The sequence below is a fragment of the Echinicola shivajiensis genome (assembly GCF_018642165.1).
Lineage (GTDB): Bacteria > Bacteroidota > Bacteroidia > Cytophagales > Cyclobacteriaceae > Echinicola > Echinicola shivajiensis.
Map to the genome: position 1 here is coordinate 581,693 of NZ_JAHHZM010000001.1, position 19,148 is coordinate 600,840.

Here is a 19,148-nt window from a genome sequence, read left to right on the forward strand (position 1 = left end):
TTTCTAACGGACAATTACTTTTTTATCTAATTCATTTTTTTTGGTTTAAAATACATTTTTTATGATTTAAAATTTCATTAGCTTTACTATAATGACAAAAAGTTTACTTATTTAAATACCACATCGTTAAATAAATTGCAGGGAACTAATAAGCACCTTAGTAGTATAAGAAAATTGTATATTAAAGAAATTCAATAATAAACTCCGCCCCCCTTTAATAAACTTATCGGAAATATATTGAATGAATGAAATGCCCTAATCCTAATTAAATGAAGTGGAAAACTATGTAAATTCTGCATATCAAAGTGCTGAATTAGCACAACTTGGAAGAAAACTAAAAACTATGATGAATAGTCATTTATTTATCAGTAAAATCCGTTGTAGCACAGTTTTACTTCCCAATTGGACTGATAAATCAGATTTTATCATCGATGATCACGTTGATATCTGGAGGCTTCCTATGGATCAAATAAAAACTAAGATTAAGAGTTTTCTCAAATATCTTAGTCCACAGGAAACCAAAATCATGAACAGGCTCAAGAAGGAAAGTGAAAAGGTACATTACATATTAGGAAAGGGCTTCCTAAAATTCCTTACGTCCAAATACTTGGACTGTGCCCCCATGGACATTGAAATTGAACTTGGCATGAATGACAAGCCTTATATAAAAGATGTCAGTAAATTCAACTTCAATATTTCCTATGCCCAAAATTGGGTGATTTTTGGATTTTGCAATGAGGAGGTTGGAGTGGACATTGAATATGTTGATAAGAAATTTGACTTTTTTCCTTTAATAAATGAATGGTTCACACAACCTGAAGCAAATTTTATTGAAAGAGCTTACTCTCCCCGACATGAATTTTTCAAACTATGGACCCGTAAAGAGTCCCTATTGAAGGCTACTTCTTTAGGGACCGTTAATGACCTGCAAATGATTAATTGCCTAGATGGAATACAGTATATACCATATGAAGTTGGTAGAGGCTTTACTGATTGGAAAATCAAAAGTCTTTTGATGGACGACCTCTATCTACTGAGCATTTCCTTTCCAGTTCATTTAAGAAAAATGAGGTTTTTTGAAATTCACTGAATAAAGCTATCCGTATCAATCTTCTGAAGAAACAATTGATTGATTCTCCATACTGCAGCAATGCGGACAAGTACTGACTGCACTGAACTTTCTTTTAGCACTTCGTAATGCCTCATGGCAGTTATTAAAAGGTCCTAAATAGGTCAAACTATCCATCTTAGGCATTTCTGGACAACCTTGAACATGAACCTCATGCCCCTCGTCGCTTGGTAAAAAATTGGTGAGATAAAAGAATACCATTGTTGATTACGTTTAGAAGATTTGTAAAGTAAAATTACGCTATCAAACAATATGAAAAAATACCCCATCTAGGGTATTTTTTCATATAAACCCTGTTTTTTGTACTTCAAACACCTCTTATTGGTATCCATAAAAAAAACCTCAAAAAACTATTCTTTTTTGAGGTTTTAAATTTATTCCTAAATCAAATTAACTAATTGGTGATCCCGGAGCAGTCGCATCATGTGGAACCAATAATTTCAGCGCTCCATCCTTATCCTCGGCCATTAAAATCATGCCTTCGGAATCAACTCCCATCATCTTACGCGGCGCCAAATTGATCAACATTGTCACTTGCTTACCTATCAGTTCCTCAGGGGTGAAATGTTCTGCAATACCACTCAATACGGTGCGCTTTTCCAAGCCAGCATCGACTGTTAACTTGAGTAATTTCTTGGATTTCTTTATCTTTTCGGCCTCTAGAATAGTCACTACCCTAAGATCTTGTTTTAAGAAATCATCAAAAACAATGGTTTCTTTAACTGGAGGTACTGTGGCATTAGCCGCTTCATTTTGCTTTTTAGCTTCCATTAACTTCTGAACTTGTGCTTCTACTACATTGTCTTCTATTTTCTCAAAGAGCAATTCAGCTTTTCCTATTGATCCACCCCCTTTTAGAAGATCGCCGGTACCTGCATCTAACCAATTCAAATCTTTAATGCCTAATATATTATTGAGCTTATCAGCCGTAAATGGCAAAAATGGTTGAGAGACAATGGCTAAATTACTGGCAATATTCAATGCGATATTTAGAATGGTACCAGTCCTTTCCTTATCCTGCTTAATGGTTTTCCAAGGCTCTGTATCCGCCAAGTATTTATTACCCAATCTGGCAAAATCCATCACAAGGCTCAAAGCTTCTCTAAATCTGTACTTTTCAATTGAAGCAGCAATCTTTTCAGGGAAAGCTTCCAATGCTGTCAATACTTCTTGATCATATTCAGAAAGCTCAGTTCTTTGAGGCACAGCGCCTTCAAAGTACTTATGTGTAAGTACTACTGCCCTGTTTACAAAATTCCCAAATATGGCAACCAGCTCTGAGTTATTCCTGCTTTGGAAATCCTTCCAAGTAAAGTCATTGTCCTTTGTTTCAGGAGCATTTGCAGTCAACACATACCTTAAGACATCCTGCTTTCCAGGAAACTCTTTCAGGTACTCATGTAACCAAACAGCCCAATTTCTAGAAGTAGATATTTTATCACCTTCCAAATTCAAAAACTCATTAGCAGGCACATTATCTGGTAAAACATATTCACCATGTGTCTTAAGAATGGCAGGGAAAATAATACAATGGAATACTATATTATCCTTACCAATAAAGTGAACCAACTTAGTATCCTCATCCTTCCAATATGGCTCCCAATCGACTCCCTTCTCTGATGCCCATTCTTTAGTAGAGGATATATAACCAATTGGCGCATCAAACCACACATAAAGCACTTTGCCCTCTGCTCCTTCAATCGGCACAGGAATGCCCCAGTCCATATCCCTTGTCATTGACCTGGCTTGCAAACCATCTCCTGCTTCCAGCCAAGACCTACATTGGCCCAGAACATTGTTTTTCCAATCCTCTTTATGCTCAACTAAGATCCAGTTTTTCAAAAAGTCCGTATACTTGGCCAAATCCAAAAACCAATGTTTGGTTTCTTTGAGTACAGGACTATTTCCACTCAGTTTGGATTTTGGATTGATTAGATCCGTAGGACTTAATGAAGTACCACATTTTTCACATTGGTCACCATAAGCATTTTCATATCCACACTTAGGACATGTACCTTCTATATAACGGTCAGCCAAAAATTGCCCAGCCTCTTCATCATAATATTGCTCCGTAGATTGCTCTAAGAACTCCCCTTTTTCATATAAATCCTTGAAAAATTCAGAAGCTGTATCGTGGTGAATGGGAGCACTGGTCCTAGAATAATGGTCAAAACTGATTCCAAATTCCTCAAAACTAGCTTTCATGATACCATGGTACCTATCCACAATATCCTGAGGAGAAACACCTTCTTTTTTGGCTTTAATAGTTATCGCTACACCATGCTCATCTGAGCCACATATATAGGCTACATCTTTGCCTAAAGAACGGAGATAACGAACATAAATATCTGATGGAATATAACATCCTGCCAAATGGCCAATATGTAGAGGACCATTAGCATAGGGTAATGCTGATGTTACAGTATATCTTTTAAAATCTTTTTTGCTCATAGGCTGCAAAGATAGGGAAATTTGAATTTTTAAGCGGATAATATGGGCATCGATTTCAGATACCATCGATCATACTTTCCAATGCCGTTTAGTCTTTATCAGATTAAGACATTGAACCTGCCGCTTTAATTTTTTTGGGTGATTTATGAGAATCAAAAATTCGTGTCTTGATGCTTACCAATAAGGTAATACAAGTACCCATTAGAGCAATCAGGGCAAAGGAAACCTTCAGATCAAACAACTCCGCAACAAAACCAATCAAAGGCGGTCCTAATAAAAATCCAAAAAAGGAAATAGTGGACACCAAAGCCAAAGCGATACTTGGAGAATACATTTTGGACCTTCCGGCAATACTATATGAAAGGGGTATAACCGATGCTGTTCCAAAACCAACCAATAGAAACCCAGCAATTGCTGTACTAACCTGTGGAAAAACCACCGCTAACACCAAACCTATCCCTATTAATGCTCCACTAATTCTTAGCATGACGATTTTACCCCATTTATTGGCCAATGCATCTGAAAAAAATCTTCCAGATGCCATTGCTCCCATAAAAGCCACATAACCTAAAGGAACGATACTTGGCGAAGCCAATACCACTTTTTTCAAATAAACCCCACTCCAGTCAAACATACAGCCCTCGCACATCATCCCGAAAAAACCTACAAGTCCTACCCTGAGCAAAATAGCATCTGGCTTTTTAAGCACCAGCCCTCCGGCTCCAGCATTTTGCTCTTCTTTGAACAATAAATTATAACTGGTAATTAAGATGGCCATCATAATCCCAACAACAATACAATAATGTTCCCGCGGAAGCATATTTAATTTTATCATTAGAGCACCAATTCCTGCTCCTGCAAATCCAGCAAGACTCCACAAACCATGAAACGAAGCCAAAATACTTCTGGCATAATTATCCTCCACTATCAAGGCCTGGGTATTTAAAGATATATTCATAATATTTCCCAACATCCCAAAAACAATCACTGCAGCACCTAACTGAAAAACAGAATTCATATATCCCAAGCTCAATAAAGACAGGGCATAAGCAATGCTCCCCCAAATAATCACACTCCTACTACCGTACTTATCCACGGCCCAGCCTGCCAGGGGCAAGGCCACCAATGAGCCTAGAGGCATCCCAAGCAACAATGTCCCCAGTTGTCCTTCACTCAAATCAAAAACCTGCTGGAAATCTGGAATCCTAGAAGCCCAAGAAGCAAAGCTCAATCCGGCAAGAAAAAAAAGACTACTTAAGGCTATCCGCCTCTTTCTTAATAAGTTCATAGGTGTTGATAATGTATTATTACACAAAGTAATGGACTTTTTTAGTATATCTAAAACCTATTGATCCTTAAAAAATATATCAACCGTTTGCATAAGGAGAGATTTCTGAAATAAATCATTTTCTACGGATTAATCCTTAAATTACTGACCTATAATATTCAAAACATGGAATTTGTAATAGCAGGAACCACAGTAATACTAGCCATTTTATTAATCAGAATCATTTACAAAAAAGTATTCAAATAAAGTTGATGATTGTCTGATTAGAGCAAAAAAAAATGGATATAACCAATATATCCATTTTCATTCCTTGTTTTACTTTTTCAATGATTAATTGGGAAGCTTATCAGCAAATTTCCCATATACCCAAGTCCCTGCCAATGCACTCACCAAGGTAATTACAACCACTGTAAATCCTGTCCCAATCTGGGCAAACAATGGTCCTGGACATGCCCCTGTCAGAGCCCAGCCCAATCCAAATATAAAACCTCCTATGATTTGTCCTTTTCTGAATTCCTTGTCTTTTATTTCCACCTTCTCACCAGAAATGGTTTTAATATTAAACTTCTTGATCAGCAAGATAGAAACCATCCCTACAGCAACCGCAGAGCCAATTACTCCATACATGAAGAAAGATTGCAACCTGAACATTTCTTGAATTCTAAACCAAGAAATCACCTCGGACTTCACGAGGATTACTCCAAAAAACACCCCTATCACCATGTACTTCAGCAGTGCAACCCCTGTTTCCTGAGACTTCTGTAAATTCGGTGCCTCGCACTCTATTGGATTATCTATTTCTCTTTCAAATGTCGTTTTCATAAATGTCTATTTTTTTAAAACCCAGCCAATTTCATTAATCCTGGCAAAAACAGATGTGTCATAGCAAATCCCCCCAACATAAAGAAGATGGTCGCCACCACTGAGGGCCATTGTAAATTACTAATCCCCATGATAGCATGTCCTGAGGTACACCCCCCCGCGTACCGGGTACCAAAACCAACCAAAAAACCTCCAAATACGAAGAACACAAGACCTTTCATGCTCAAAACATTTTCCCAAGAGAATATCTCAGAAGGTAATAAATTGGAATATTGAGTGATGCCCAAAGCAGCTAAATCAGCTTGGGTGCTTTCTGCTACCACCACTGCGTCAGGATTTGAGAAAAAGAGACCGGCAATCACTCCTCCCAAAAACACCCCAGCGACGAAATACAAATTCCAGGCCTCCTTTCTCCAGTTATAGGAGAAAAAGGGGATTTTGGCAGGCACACAGGCTGCACAAACGTGCCTCAATGAGGATGATATCCCGAAAGATTTATTTCCCAATAAGAGTAATGCTGGAACAGTAAGTCCCAATAAAGGCCCTGCCACGTACCAAGGCCATGGCTGGCTTATCCAGTCAATAATATTTCCCATAATTATTTAAATTAATCAAAAGAGGGCTGCCCCTCTTTTGTACTTTTCAACCTATTTTAAATATATCCAATTACAATTTTGTACTTGGACAAACATATGCAGTCAATTCAAACTTTTCTGATTCTTTGATAGCCTTAAAACCACCATCAATATCAACCAACTGGTCATACCCTCGCGCTTTTAAAATAGAAGCAAAGATCATGGAACGGTAACCACCTGCACAATGTACATAGTACTTCTGGTCTTTATCTATGGTATCCATGTGCTCATTGATATAGTCCAATGGATTGTTTTCTGCCCCAATAACGTGCTCACTTTCATATTCACTGGTCTTCCTAACATCCAAGATTTTCACTTCCTCACCAGATTCCTTGATCTTCACCAATTCCGATACAGGGATTGATGTAATATAGTCCACTTCTTTTCCAGACTTTTTCCAACTTTCAAAGCCTCCTTTGAGGAATCCAACGGCATGATCATAACCAACTCTAGCCAAACGGGTAATCACTTCTTCCTCACGCCCCTCATCAGCGATCACCAATATCTCCTGCTTCACATCAGGGATCATGGTCCCTACCCACACGGCAAAACTTCCATCTATACCAATATTGATTGAATTTGGAACAAAACCTTTGGCAAATACCTGTGGAGCCCTGGTATCCAACAGTATTGCCCCTGTTTCATTGGCTACCTGCTCAAACTCAGTTGGACTTAAGGCCCTTTCACCTCTTTCCAGTACTTCATCAATACTGTCATAGCCCTCAATATTCATCATAACATTCTGAGGAAAGTATGCAGGAGGTGGAGTAAGCCCCGTGATCAACTTATCTATAAATTCCTCTTTGCTCATTTCTTGAAGCGCATAATTGGTTTTCTTTTGATTACCCAATGTATCAGAGGTTTCTTTACTCATGTTTTTCCCGCAAGCACTTCCTGCTCCATGCGCAGGATATACAATGATATCATCAGGCAAAACCATTATTTTATTTCTTAAGGAATCATAAAGATGGCCCGCCTGCTTTTCTTGCGTTAGATCTTCAGAAACCTTTTGTGCCAAATCAGGCCTTCCCACATCACCGATAAACAAGGTGTCACCCGTGAAAATAGCTTCTTCTTTGCCTTCTTCATTGATCAGCAAATAACAAGTACTTTCCATGGTATGACCGGGGGTATGTATAGCCCTAATGGTAACATCTCCCACCTTGAATTCTTCTCCATCCCGAGCAATCTTGGCATCAAAACCCAAATGCGCTTCCGTTGGTCCGAAGACAATCTGAGCACCTGTCTTTTTGGCCAAATCCTTATGACCTGAAACAAAGTCAGCATGGAAATGCGTTTCAAAGACATATTTGATGTCAGCATTATTTCTTCTGGCCTTTTCAATATAAGGATCTACTTCTCTTAGTGGGTCTATGATGACTGCTTCGCCATTTGATTCCACATAATAAGCTCCTTGGGCCAGACATCCCGTATAAATTTGTTCTATTTTCATTTTGTTCTTTTCTAATTTTTAAGATGCGGTTATTTAAATTATTGACCTACAATTCAGTACTCATTAAAGTTCGATTTGCTGAATAATATGTTACAAAACTAAGTTTTTGAATAATCAGAATAAGTGACTTGTATCACATTCTAATTGAAGAATTAAATCCCAAATATCTCTTTGATCAGAATGTATATGCCCATGATTAGGACAAACCATCCAAATCCTTTCTTAAGAGAACTATCGTTGATTTTTTTGGAAAGCATACTGCCTACAAATATCCCAATTATTGAAAGTCCAGTAAATATTAACAAAAACTTCCAATCAATGGTTTGGGTGCTCAAGTCTCCAGTAAAGCCCAATAAAGATTTGGCTGAAATAATCAATAAGGAGGTTCCTACGGCCTTTTTCATTGGTAGTTTTGCCAATAAAACCAAAGCAGGGATAATCAAAAATCCTCCTCCTGCACCAACTATCCCAGTAACAGCACCTTCGAAAAGGCCTTGAACTGCAATCAAAGGATAATTAAGCGAGCGATCATCCTTCTCCGGGACCAGCTTTTTACCATTTTTTATCATGGAATAGGCTGCAGCTACCATAATTATGGCAAAAAACACCATAATAGCAACATCACGCGATAAAGTGATTCCTTGAAATGTAAATAGTATCTCAGGAAGGGCGTGTACAATATACCTCCTCGTCAGAAACACTGCCGCAAAAGAGGGCAAAGCAAACACCAATGCCGTCCTATAAGAGATACTCCCCCTTCTCATATAAGAGAAAGACCCAACCAATGAGGTACTTCCTACTACAAAGAGGGAATAAGCTGTAGCCAAAACGGGAGAAATCCCCATCAGATAAACCAAAATCGGTACGGTTAAAATTGAGCCGCCTCCACCTATCAATCCCAAACTAATTCCAATAAGGGTTGCGGCTAAAAATCCTAGTAGTGTATATAAATCCATTTAGTGATTTTCTTTATTAAATTTTACACAAAACTAAGGCATCGACTAGCTACTTGCGGTGACATTTGTTACACTTTGGATAGCCCCACTCATATTTACCTGATTTATATCATATTATATTTACTCAAATACCTTGCATCAATAGCCAAATTCAATTGGGAAAATGTCGTGAAGTAATTATATTAACGAAATAAATCGGCATTGACAATCATGAAAATACTATTAGCTACTGATTTCTCAGAAAATGCCCAAAATGCTTTTCGGTTCGCTAAAGAACTTGCAAAAGCACATCATGGCTCCCTTACTTTACTGTTTGCCTATACCCCTGTTTTTGACTTTGCTGCTCAACTTGCCGAATATATCGTGGCCATAGAAGACCAAGCAAAAAAGGAAATGGAAAAAATGAAAAAAGGGGCAAAAAAAGAAGGCCTAAAAATTTCCTACCTTATAAAGCAAGAAACTGCATCCACCGCTATTTGCTCCGAAGCAGAAAACAAACATGATTTAGTAATTGTCGGCTCAAGTGGGGAGAGCAAAATCTCCCAAGCCTTTCTTGGAACCACTACCACTGAAGTCATCAAACACTGCCCAAAGCCTGTGCTATGTATCCCCCCAGAGGCCCAGTTCAAAAACATGAACACTATTTCTTTGGCCATGGAATTAAACAAGGAAGACATTACATTTTTGGGCCAGCTTATCACACTCACCAAGGACTATAAACTTCCCTATAAAATTATTCACATAAAGGAAAAAGAAGGAATAACTCAGGAAATTACATTTTTTGAATTATCAGCTTATCTAAAAGACCGTTTCCCAGAACTCAACATCGGTTATGAGGAAATTGCCGCTCAAGAAGTCAATAAAGGCTTACAAAAGTATGCTGAACAACACCCCCAAACCTTATTATCCATGTTCACGCGGCATCGCACTTTTTTTGATTATTTATTTAATAAGAGCCACTCAGCTGAACTGGCCCTTCATACCACCGTCCCTTTGTTGGTTTTAAAGTCAAAAAAATAGGTTATAATTGAGAATAACCTAAACTTCGTTTTTCTTGATCAATTCTTCAAAATCGTCACGGATATAAATGATATTTCTACCTAACTCTATCCATTTCTTTTTCTCAAGTTGTTTGAGCAGTCTTGATATCACCTCGCGAGAAGTCCCCAATTCATTGGCTATTTCCTGATGGGTTATATGTAGCTCATTACTCCCGGCTTTTTCTCTTTTTGCCTGAATATAAAGTGCTAACCTTTGATCCATTTTTAAGAAAGCCACTGCATCCAAAGCCTTTAACATTTCCTGGAATCTATTTTGATAGGTTTGGGTAACAAAATCTTTCCATTGCCTGAATTCCTCGCTCCACTTTTCATGCAACCTAACTGGAATAGCGATAATTGTGGTATCTTCCTCTGCCACTGCCTTTATTTCGCTGGGTTTTGCCACATCGCAGCAAGTCAATGACAATGCACAAGTTTGACCTGGATATAAGTAATACAAAAAAAGCTCCTTCCCTTCAGTGTCTACCCTCAGCACCTTAATAGCGCCATCAATGACTATCGGAACAGACTTGATAAATTGACCAGGTTCCATTATTGTTTCTCCAGCGCGAACTTTTATCAAGCTTCCCTCTGAAGCAATTTTCCCTAATAATGTCTGATCCGAAATACCAGCAAGTTTATCCTTTATATCTAAAATATCCATTTGTATTATTTTACTACACCATAAACAGTTTCCCCATCATTTACATTCCTTAACACAGTTGATCCTGCTCCCACTGTGCAGTTTTTTCCAATTTGAATACCTGGTAAAACCGTACTCCCAGCACCTACCAAGCTTCCTTTACCTACCTTCACTCCACCACATAATGTAGCCCGTGGTGCAATATGGACGAAATCACCTATAATGCAATCATGATCAACCACTGCTGAAGTATTTATGATAACATGCTTTCCCAATTGTGTTCCGGGCTGAATAGTAGCTGAGGCCATGATCACTGTCCCTTCCTCATACCTTATATAATCATTAACAATTGCCTTTTCATGAATGACCACTCCATACCACGATCCCCTACCCAAACGCTCATACACCTGCTCTCTTATAACATTATCCCCTATGGCAATGATAAAACTATTATCATGATGATCTTCACTTTCGTTGTAAATTTTAACTGGATAATGGAGGCAGGTTTGTAACTCTTCGTTATCGTCAAACACACCGCTGATATGAATCCCCCTGCTTTCTAAAGCAGATATCACCACTTTCCCATGTCCAGAAGCTCCAAAAACATACATTGCTTTCTAACCGATTTTTTTTGATGTAAATATAATTAACTAATCTAGAATTACTTTAAAGGAATTACTCTCCAATAATTTAACGGATTTATTCCAATCAACAATCAGGCTATATTTTCCTAATTTAATCCACTACTGTGAAAAACATCATTTCTATAAAACAACCGCATGAGAAATTTTAAAGCCCCGAATTTAAAAATGTAAAATTGGAAAAACATGAAGGCTCCAATTAATCACGTTTCAAACTAAATAAAACCAAAAAACACCCATTTAAATATTACGGTTTTTTTTTAAAATCATATTCTTATATATTTAAAGAATTTGAAAACAGAAAAAATTCCAACAACTTAATATATTAACAAATGAACAGAAGGGATTTCGTGAAGACCGGAGGTGTTATTTTAGGAGGATCAATTTTACCACAGCAATTAGTATCTGCTTACCAATCTTCAGGATTAAAAAACGGCCCAATTAAAATAGGAATAATTGGTTGCGGTGACAGGGGCAAGGGAATCATGCATGTGATGAAGAGTATGCCTGACCAGTTTGAGATGGTTGCCATTTGCGACAATATGGACTTTAGGTTAAAACAGGCAAAGGACAGTTTCCCGGACATCAGCTTCCAGACTTTCAAAAATTACGAAAAACTTCTTGAACAAAAAGAAATTGATGCAGTGGTAATTGCCACTCCACTAAATATGCACTACGCTCCTGCAAAAGCTGCATTGGAAGCAGGAAAAAATGTTTATTTGGAAAAGACCATGACCTATAGCATTCCTGAAGCTCAGGATTTGATAAAGGTTGTGAAAAACAATCCCAAGCTGACCCTTCAGGTCGGTCACCAATACCGATACACCCCTCTTTATTATAAGGTTAAGGACATGATTCAGTCTGGATATTTGGGCAAAATCACCCAAATCGACTCCAGATGGGATAGAAACTGGAACTGGAAAAGACCTGTACCAGATCCTTCACTTGAAAGAACCATTAACTGGAGAATGTACAAGGAGTATTCCGGTGGACTTCCAGCTGAACTGCTTTCACACCAAATTGACTTTATCAACTGGGCATTTGAAACCCACCCTGACACTATAATGGGAACAGGAGGAATTGATAATTATCATGATGGTAGAGAAACCTTTGACAATGTCCAGCTAATACTTCGCTACGACAAAGCAGGAATGATCGGAAATTTCGGTGCAACATGCAGCAATGCACGGGAAGGCTATTCATTCAGCATCAAAGGCACAAAAGGAACAGTAGACCTTTTGATGAACGAAGGATATTTTTACCCAGAAAAAGAACGAATGGAGGAACTGCAAATAGTTGATGGCGTATCCGGTGCTACAAAACTTACTTGGAAAGAAGGCAAAGGCATTCCTATCCTAGATGAAAAGACCAAAGATGGAACAATCTATGCATTGAAGGATTTCCATAATTCTGTCGTGAACAAAGAGACTCCTGCTTCTAATGTAATCAGTGGAGCAACTACTGCTACCTGTATCCATCTAGCCAACCATTCCACCTATAACAATACAATAGAAAGTTGGAAACAAGAATACAACTACGAATAAAATTTAAAACCGTCATTTAAAATTTTAAGCTGCCATTGATTGGCAGCTTTTTTTATAACAAAACTTAACATTTCAGCAACACTAGCATAACATTTAGCTCGAACTTATAAATAACCCGCTTTTTGGAAGCAATCAGGTCTAAAAAACAGCCTGTTTTAAGCGCAAAGACACTTCTCTGTAAAAAACAGCTTCATTTCTCATGACACAAAGAGCTTGTTTTGAAAAAAAACCAAAAACCGGCTTAAAAAACAGCCTAATTTCTGCTGTTTTATGTAAAACACGTAATATCAGGTCTAAAAATTAGGCAAAAAAAAGAGGAATCGCCTCATGGATTCCTCGAATGGGTTTATTCTAACTGACTAACAGCCGCATATATTTTGGAAAAAAGGGATTTATTCCTCGTTTTTAACACCAAAACTTCTTTAAACATAATAAAAATATCCCTAACAGCAATAAAACCGTAAAAATATTTTTCAAGACTTCCCTCATAATTCCTATATCAAATCACCATTACAACCACATATTTCAAATCTTATGCTCACTAAAACGGTTTAAAGAAAAATGTTTTTTTTCTCTACTCTTTACCGATACTAAAAACAAATTTTGATAATATTTTTCCTAATTCATTAAACCTCAAAAAGACAATAGAACTATATTGGCCCTATAAATATTAATTCAACTAAACTTTTTGCCATGAACACAATAGCGGAAGTAATCAGCAAAATGGACAGGATTGTTTTAGACTGCCATCAATCTGCAAGCCGAATCGGATTTTTTGCAGTCCTTTACAGAAGGGTTACCATCCGAATAAAGGAAGGAATAATCAACAAGGAATTTGAAGATAATGAAAGGATGGAAAGGCTGGACATTATTTTTGCGCAACGTTTTTTTGATGCCTATGAATTGTACCTAAAATCAGAGCAACCAAGTAAAAGTTGGCTCTGCGCATTTGAAACAGCTGAAAAATCAGGCACCACCATACTCCAACATTTGTTATTGGGGATCAACGCCCATATCAATCTCGACTTGGGAATAGCTGCAGTCGAAACAATGAAAGAAGGTAATCTAATCGACATCAAAAATGACTTTGACAAAATAAATATCATCTTATCTGAATTAGTAGATGGAGTAAAATCCAATCTCTCCAAGGTATCCCCTATTTTTGGCTTTTTAATCAAATTCGCCAATGGTAAAGACGAAATATTACTCAATTTCAGCATTCAAATAGCCCGAGATGGAGCATGGAAATTCGCCAACGAATACTCGACAGCAATAGATTATAACCAATCTTTGATTGACAGGGATTCATCAATACTAAAAATCGGAAACAAAATCGCCAAACCAGGAAAAAGGTTAAGTATCATAACAAAATTTATTAGCTGGACAGAATGGAAGTCCGTACCTAGGGTAATGGACCAATTAGAGGTAATTGCAAAAGAAAATATGCCAAACAATCTTACCAGCAAACTGGAAACAGCCTAAATCAAACTTGGTCTTCCTCCGCTTCTACTGGAGCCTTCTTTAGGTTTCCTCTCTGAAACTTGTCTTCAAGCCAATCATGTTCTGTTTTGGAAACCAATACAGAACGATGATTTTTATTCCTAATTTTCAAATCATTCTCTAAAGCACTGGTCTCTGAAAAATACTTCAAACGCATATTACTTTCTTCCTGATTCTTAAATTTCTGTTCATGGGCATAAACAGCCACAGCACTTTCTGATTTATCCAGCAACAAATCATATGGACCTCTATTTGAAATCAACTTAACCACTACGGGAGCAGTTTCTATCGCTATGAATAATAAAACAATAAACAAATTTGCTGCAGCTATAGTCTTGCTTTCAGCTGTTAGCACAGAAAGCGCATCCATTCGGGCTGCTATACCGTCATATTGATCGATCATTGCTTTTTGCTGTAAAAAAACCTGCTGTTTATCTTCCAGTATTTTATTAATCTCTAATTCATTTTCATCTATTTTTCCCCAATTCCTTTCACGGACCCTTATCAATTCATTCTCAGCAGCATCCAACTGCTGCTCTTTTTTCGCTGCGTTTACTCCTAAACCAACTATTCCAGTAGTCCCAGGTGTCTTCTCACCAAATCGCTCTGCATCATATTCTTTCTGCCTCTGATCCCGAAAAGCTTCCTTTTCCAATATTTCTTGCTTCAACAGCTGGTTTTCTTCCTCCAACCTTTCAACTTCCGGAAAAACAGCTTCCAATTCCTCCTTTGAACTTGCCAAATCAGCGATCTTACTGGCCTCAACCTTTTTGTTTATCTCTTTCTCAAAAACCTTCAATTCCAATGGCTTTGAAATAACTATCGCCAACAAAACGGCCAATACCAACCTAGGGAATGCCATTCTCCATTCTAACCAAATACTATCTCTCTTCCTCATCCCTGAGACAATAAACCTATCCAAATTAAAGATCATCAATCCCCAAACAAGTCCAAAAAGCACTGCCCAATACCACAACTCAAACACAGTATATAAGGCATACCCACCCGACAAAGCAGCTAGTAAGCCAGTAAAAAACACTGTTCCTCCTATACCAATGTATTTGTTGGATTCAGTAGGACATTTTTTTAGTAGTGACATATTTCCACCACTGCAAAACCACAGAAAACGCTTAAACTTCCCCATTATAATTTCAGACCTTTAAAATCAAAGCAAACTTTCTTCCTTCTAATCAAAAAACGAGCAATTTTGGACTTAAGGTACTTTTGATTGCTGCTTATAAATAATAAATGTGACCAATCCCATCTAAAATGCCACCAAACCCCATTTTCCAGTTTTAAACATACCTAATTTATTTTCGATCATCCCTAATTGATCGCGTATCCAAAAACGTACAACTTAAAAAGATGTACGGAGAAATGTTCGGTTTCGAAATTTATTTCAATATTTCAATCATACTCCATCAAAGTTTTGATTCATAATTGATAACTTTCCCAAAACTGAAACCCTTAATCATGGCAAACCTAAACACCTTGTACTACAAAATATCATTTTTACTATTGGCCTTGACATTTAGCCTTCAGCTTCAAGCCCAAAATGATCTAGAAAAATTTAAAGCAGAAGTAGCGTCCATTGTCCAAAAAACACCTATTCCTCCATCTAACGAACCTGTATACCTTTTTACTGGAAGTTCCAGCGTTAGAAAATGGACCGATCTTCAAGAGTATTTCCCCGATCAAACTATTGTCAACACTGGGTTTGGAGGATCTCAGGCCCATCAGCTGCTTTTTTATGCAGATCAACTTATCCTACGTTACCAGCCCCAAAACATCTTTATCTATGAAGGAGACAACGATATTGCCAGCGGAAAAAGTCCTGTCAACATTCTTAATACAATGAAAAAACTGGTGACCAAAATCCAAAAAGCTTTACCTGATGCTGAAATTCATTTCATCAGCGCAAAGCCAAGCCCTTCCAGATGGGAACTAAAGGAACAATATGAATCCCTTAATAGGCTAATGAAGGTCTATTGCGAAAGAACTGAAAAAGTAACTTTTGTCAATATCTGGGACATTACTTTAAATGAAAACGGAAAACCAATGCCTGAAATTTTTGAACAAGACATGCTTCATTATAATGACAAAGGCTATGACTTGTGGCATTCCGTATTGAAAAGCTATATCCCCTGATTAAGTTTAATTCTGGAATTTCTCATGGCAAAATGTAAATTGTTTGGAATTTCAACCAGGCTAATGTTACTTTGCAGCACTTCAGGAAACTGATTTATAAAGAAGAGGCGAGAGATCAGGCTCCAAGACCCTCTGGCAACCATCCGCCTTGGTGGAAAGGTGCCAAAACCTGCCCAAAATTAAAGGGAACTATAAATTAGACATTATGATCCATTTACTCACACAGCACTTCTTCTCGATACACCATCGTATTTCCAGAAAACATGCCCTATCAGGTATTGGAAAAAGCATTGTCTGTGTCAATTAATTAATTTTACTAACCTGAAAAATTCCATCATGTCAAATAAGCATTTTGAAACCGAAGCCATTAGAATAGCTTCTTCCAAATCCAACCAAAGAGAACACTCTGCCCCTATTTACTTGACTTCAAGCTTTACCTTCGATAGTGCTGAAGAAGCGAGACAAATGTTTGCAGATGAAATACCTGGAAATATTTACTCTAGATATGCCAACCCAAACAGCTCTGATCTCATAGAAAAAGTTTGTGCAGTGGAAGGAACTGAAGACGGTATTGCCACTGCTTCTGGAATGGCCGCCATGTTTGGTAGCATCGCCTCCCTACTTCAACAGGGCGACCACATCTTGGCTTCCAGATCACTGTTTGGATCTACCCACCAGTTGTTGACCAGGGTATTTCCCAAATGGGGAATTACTTCTACTTATGGTGACATTTCTGATATCCAGAACTGGGAGAAGTTGGTACAGCCCAATACCAAAATGTTATTTATAGAAACCCCTTCCAACCCAGGACTGGAAATTATAGATTTAGAATGGGTAAGTGCTTTTGCAAAAGCTCATAATTTGATCTTGGTGGTAGACAATTGCTTTGCAACACCTTACTTGCAACAGCCTGCCAAATGGGGTGCTGATATTGTAGCACATAGCGCCACCAAGTACATTGATGGTCAAGGAAGAGTATTAGGAGGATTGATCTTGGGCAAAAAAGAATTGATCCAAGATGTGCAGTTTTTTACCAGACATACTGGACCTAGCCTTTCTCCATTTAATGCTTGGATACTCTCAAGAAGTATGGAAACCTTGGCAGTAAGAATGGACAGACACTGTTCCAATGCCCTTACTGTGGCAGAATACTTCCAGGATAGCAAAGATCTGGAGTTTGTAAAATATCCTTTCCTCAAAAGCCACCCTCAACATGACTTGGCCAAAAAGCAAATGAAACAGGGGGGAGGTATCATCACCCTGACGCTAAAAGGAGGAATTGAAAGGGCAAAAAGATTCATTGACGAATTGCAGATGATCACTGTCACTGCCAATCTTGGTGATAGCAGAAGTATTATTACTCACCCAGCTTCAACCACTCATAGTAAATTGACAGAAGAAGAAAGAGAAAGAGTGGGCATCTTACCTGGCTTGATCAGACTTTCTACTGGCCTTGAACATCATGACGATATCATTGCAGATGTAGAAAGAGCATTAGAGAAATCGAGATAAATTAAATTTTAAGCTTTTAACAAAATCCTTCATATTTTATAATGTGAAGGATTTTTTTTGTAGCATTTCCACCTTGTTTTCCGTCTAGAGATTAATAAAATTATTTGATGATGAAGAAATATTACACTATCATTTTTATCCTTTTTTTGGCGCTCACTTCCTGCCTCAATGAAGACTCGGAAAATAAGACCATTGTCCCCAATCTAAGGGTACTAAATGATTATGAAAAAGACCTTGCCAACAGTAGCAACAATTTCGCTATTGACCTTTACTTACAACTAAAAAAATCTGAAAATCCCAATTTATTCTTCAGTCCATTCAGCATACAGCAAGCCCTCTCCATGACCATGAACGGCAATAAAGGAGAAGTTCTGGAAGAATACAAGAAACTACTTGGCCTTGAAAACACCAGCTTAGAGGAAGCAAATAATGCCAATCATAAACTCACTCAATTTCTAAAAGAGGTAGATCCCAAAGTCTCCTTGAATATTGCTAATGGAATTTGGTACAGGGAAGGACAGAGCGTAAAAGCTGCCTTTCAGCAAACCATGCAAATGCAATACCTCGCTGCCCTAAGTACCTTGGACATGAAAGATCCAAATTCTGCTGAAATCATCAATCAATGGATAGAAAAAAACACCAATAACCTCATCAAGGATATGATTGACCAAGTCCGTCCTGATGCAGTTATGTACCTCGTCAATGCCATTTATTTTTATGGTGACTGGAAATATCAATTTGACAAAAACAATACCTCCAAAGCGCCATTCCATACCAATCCAAACGAAAGCCATCAAGTAGATATGATGAGTCTTTCCGACCCAGCTGACATCAATTACTTCAAATCAGATAATCTTACCTATTTGGAGATCCCCTATAGTACCGGTCAATATTCCATGGGCATCATTTTACCAGACGGTCACAACTTGGCTGCTATAGAAAATGAATTTTCGCTTTCACAAATCGACCATTGGAAAGGAAATCTTCAACGAAGCGCTGCCATTATAAAAATGCCCAAATTTAAAATGAGGCAAAAAATCAACAACTTAAGAGATGATTTAGAGGCAATGGGACTGGTCACTCCATTCTATTTTGACGATAGAAATTTTACTGAATTATTCGATACTCCCACCAATTCATTAAAAATAAGCAGGGTCATCCATGACGCCCTGATAGAGGTGGACGAAAAAGGCACTGAAGCAGCTGCTGCCACAGTAGTGGAAATCATTGAGCTCACAGCGGCTCCTAATCCTACCCCGCAAGTCATCACGCTGGACAGGCCGTTTATCTTTTTCATCCAAGAAAAACACAGCGGGGCCATTTTGTTCATGGGAAAGCTCTCCGATCCAAGCATTCTTTAAAAAACAAAAGCCGATCAAAATGGAT

The 19,148-nt window shown here is 37.9% G+C and carries 17 protein-coding genes and 1 riboswitch; of the genes, 7 read left to right on the forward strand and 10 right to left on the reverse strand.

Features of this window, described 5'->3' with window-relative positions:
* The first annotated feature begins 343 nt into the window (after positions 1–343).
* The gene (locus KMW37_RS02325) at positions 344–1,090 is read left to right on the forward strand and encodes a 4'-phosphopantetheinyl transferase family protein (protein WP_246581289.1); all 747 of its coding nucleotides are present in this window, start codon (positions 344–346) and stop codon (positions 1,088–1,090) included.
* A gap of 15 nt (positions 1,091–1,105) precedes the next feature.
* Here the strand turns inward: KMW37_RS02325 and KMW37_RS02330 are convergent, their stop codons facing one another.
* From KMW37_RS02330 to KMW37_RS02360, 7 genes are all read right to left on the reverse strand, one after another.
* Entirely contained in the window at positions 1,106–1,330 is a 225-nt protein-coding gene (locus KMW37_RS02330) for a hypothetical protein (RefSeq protein WP_215222980.1), read from the reverse strand.
* A gap of 189 nt (positions 1,331–1,519) precedes the next feature.
* Entirely contained in the window at positions 1,520–3,580 is a 2,061-nt protein-coding gene (gene metG / locus KMW37_RS02335) for a methionine--tRNA ligase (protein WP_215222981.1), read from the reverse strand.
* 103 nt (positions 3,581–3,683) lie between these two features.
* Positions 3,684–4,868, reverse strand: a complete 1,185-nt coding sequence (locus KMW37_RS02340) for an MFS transporter (protein WP_215222982.1) — start codon at positions 4,866–4,868, stop codon at positions 3,684–3,686.
* A gap of 330 nt (positions 4,869–5,198) precedes the next feature.
* On the reverse strand, positions 5,199–5,690 hold the full coding sequence (locus KMW37_RS02345; protein WP_215222983.1) for a DUF6691 family protein: 492 nt from the start codon (positions 5,688–5,690) through the stop codon (positions 5,199–5,201).
* A gap of 14 nt (positions 5,691–5,704) precedes the next feature.
* Positions 5,705–6,286, reverse strand: a complete 582-nt coding sequence (locus KMW37_RS02350; RefSeq protein WP_215222984.1) for a YeeE/YedE family protein — start codon at positions 6,284–6,286, stop codon at positions 5,705–5,707.
* Positions 6,287–6,356: 70 nt separating this feature from the next.
* Positions 6,357–7,778: an MBL fold metallo-hydrolase gene (locus tag KMW37_RS02355; protein ID WP_215222985.1), complete on the reverse strand. Its 1,422-nt coding sequence runs from the start codon at positions 7,776–7,778 to the stop codon at positions 6,357–6,359.
* A gap of 152 nt (positions 7,779–7,930) precedes the next feature.
* Positions 7,931–8,734 carry a sulfite exporter TauE/SafE family protein gene (locus KMW37_RS02360; RefSeq protein WP_215222986.1) on the reverse strand — a complete coding sequence of 268 codons (804 nt, stop codon included), beginning with the start codon at positions 8,732–8,734 and terminating at the stop codon, positions 7,931–7,933.
* Between the two features lie 210 nt (positions 8,735–8,944).
* Between KMW37_RS02360 and KMW37_RS02365 the strand changes: the two genes are divergently transcribed.
* Positions 8,945–9,754, forward strand: coding sequence for a universal stress protein (locus tag KMW37_RS02365; protein WP_215222987.1), 810 nt, complete (start codon positions 8,945–8,947; stop codon positions 9,752–9,754).
* 18 nt (positions 9,755–9,772) lie between these two features.
* Here the strand turns inward: KMW37_RS02365 and KMW37_RS02370 are convergent, their stop codons facing one another.
* Positions 9,773–10,438 carry a Crp/Fnr family transcriptional regulator gene (locus KMW37_RS02370; RefSeq protein WP_215222988.1) on the reverse strand — a complete coding sequence of 222 codons (666 nt, stop codon included), beginning with the start codon at positions 10,436–10,438 and terminating at the stop codon, positions 9,773–9,775.
* A gap of 5 nt (positions 10,439–10,443) precedes the next feature.
* Positions 10,444–11,028, reverse strand: coding sequence for an acetyltransferase (locus KMW37_RS02375; RefSeq protein WP_215222989.1), 585 nt, complete (start codon positions 11,026–11,028; stop codon positions 10,444–10,446).
* A 362-nt stretch (positions 11,029–11,390) separates the two neighbouring features.
* On the opposite strand from KMW37_RS02375, the gene KMW37_RS02380 reads away from it, so the two are divergent.
* Together KMW37_RS02380 and KMW37_RS02385 are read left to right on the forward strand one after the other, a co-directional pair.
* Positions 11,391–12,602, forward strand: coding sequence for a Gfo/Idh/MocA family protein (locus KMW37_RS02380; protein ID WP_215222990.1), 1,212 nt, complete (start codon positions 11,391–11,393; stop codon positions 12,600–12,602).
* 693 nt (positions 12,603–13,295) lie between these two features.
* Entirely contained in the window at positions 13,296–14,084 is a 789-nt protein-coding gene (locus KMW37_RS02385; RefSeq protein WP_215222991.1) for a DUF5995 family protein, read from the forward strand.
* A gap of 1 nt (position 14,085) precedes the next feature.
* Here the strand turns inward: KMW37_RS02385 and KMW37_RS02390 are convergent, their stop codons facing one another.
* Positions 14,086–15,201: a DUF4407 domain-containing protein gene (locus tag KMW37_RS02390; RefSeq protein WP_246581290.1), complete on the reverse strand. Its 1,116-nt coding sequence runs from the start codon at positions 15,199–15,201 to the stop codon at positions 14,086–14,088.
* 374 nt (positions 15,202–15,575) lie between these two features.
* Between KMW37_RS02390 and KMW37_RS02395 the strand changes: the two genes are divergently transcribed.
* The 3 genes from KMW37_RS02395 to KMW37_RS02405 all read left to right on the forward strand — a co-directional run bounded on the left by KMW37_RS02395 (position 15,576) and on the right by KMW37_RS02405 (position 19,123).
* A complete protein-coding gene (locus KMW37_RS02395) occupies positions 15,576–16,250 on the forward strand; it encodes an SGNH/GDSL hydrolase family protein (protein ID WP_215222993.1) in 675 nt (224 codons plus the stop codon).
* 91 nt (positions 16,251–16,341) lie between these two features.
* Positions 16,342–16,448, forward strand: a riboswitch (SAM riboswitch).
* A gap of 138 nt (positions 16,449–16,586) precedes the next feature.
* The gene (locus KMW37_RS02400; RefSeq protein ID WP_215222994.1) at positions 16,587–17,762 is read left to right on the forward strand and encodes a trans-sulfuration enzyme family protein; all 1,176 of its coding nucleotides are present in this window, start codon (positions 16,587–16,589) and stop codon (positions 17,760–17,762) included.
* Between the two features lie 107 nt (positions 17,763–17,869).
* Positions 17,870–19,123 (forward strand): serpin family protein, encoded by a 1,254-nt coding sequence (locus KMW37_RS02405; protein WP_246581291.1) that lies wholly within the window; start codon positions 17,870–17,872, stop codon positions 19,121–19,123.
* Positions 19,124–19,148 lie beyond the last annotated feature (25 nt).

Bases quoted from the DNA above. Each gene is read 5' to 3' on its own strand.
- KMW37_RS02390 (WP_246581290.1), bottom strand. From the start codon at position 15,201: ATGTCACTACTAAAAAAATGTCCTACTGAATCCAACAAATACATTGGT.
- KMW37_RS02350 (WP_215222984.1), bottom strand. From the start codon at position 6,286: ATGGGAAATATTATTGACTGGATAAGCCAGCCATGGCCTTGGTACGTG.
- KMW37_RS02405 (WP_246581291.1), top strand. From the start codon at position 17,870: ATGATGAAGAAATATTACACTATCATTTTTATCCTTTTTTTGGCGCTC.
- KMW37_RS02365 (WP_215222987.1), top strand. From the start codon at position 8,945: ATGAAAATACTATTAGCTACTGATTTCTCAGAAAATGCCCAAAATGCT.
- metG (WP_215222981.1), bottom strand. From the start codon at position 3,580: ATGAGCAAAAAAGATTTTAAAAGATATACTGTAACATCAGCATTACCC.
- KMW37_RS02400 (WP_215222994.1), top strand. From the start codon at position 16,587: ATGTCAAATAAGCATTTTGAAACCGAAGCCATTAGAATAGCTTCTTCC.
- KMW37_RS02330 (WP_215222980.1), bottom strand. From the start codon at position 1,330: ATGGTATTCTTTTATCTCACCAATTTTTTACCAAGCGACGAGGGGCAT.
- KMW37_RS02340 (WP_215222982.1), bottom strand. From the start codon at position 4,868: ATGAACTTATTAAGAAAGAGGCGGATAGCCTTAAGTAGTCTTTTTTTT.
- KMW37_RS02380 (WP_215222990.1), top strand. From the start codon at position 11,391: ATGAACAGAAGGGATTTCGTGAAGACCGGAGGTGTTATTTTAGGAGGA.
- KMW37_RS02375 (WP_215222989.1), bottom strand. From the start codon at position 11,028: ATGTATGTTTTTGGAGCTTCTGGACATGGGAAAGTGGTGATATCTGCT.
- KMW37_RS02370 (WP_215222988.1), bottom strand. From the start codon at position 10,438: ATGGATATTTTAGATATAAAGGATAAACTTGCTGGTATTTCGGATCAG.
- KMW37_RS02360 (WP_215222986.1), bottom strand. From the start codon at position 8,734: ATGGATTTATATACACTACTAGGATTTTTAGCCGCAACCCTTATTGGA.
- KMW37_RS02395 (WP_215222993.1), top strand. From the start codon at position 15,576: ATGGCAAACCTAAACACCTTGTACTACAAAATATCATTTTTACTATTG.
- KMW37_RS02385 (WP_215222991.1), top strand. From the start codon at position 13,296: ATGAACACAATAGCGGAAGTAATCAGCAAAATGGACAGGATTGTTTTA.
- KMW37_RS02325 (WP_246581289.1), top strand. From the start codon at position 344: ATGATGAATAGTCATTTATTTATCAGTAAAATCCGTTGTAGCACAGTT.
- KMW37_RS02355 (WP_215222985.1), bottom strand. From the start codon at position 7,778: ATGAAAATAGAACAAATTTATACGGGATGTCTGGCCCAAGGAGCTTAT.
- KMW37_RS02345 (WP_215222983.1), bottom strand. From the start codon at position 5,690: ATGAAAACGACATTTGAAAGAGAAATAGATAATCCAATAGAGTGCGAG.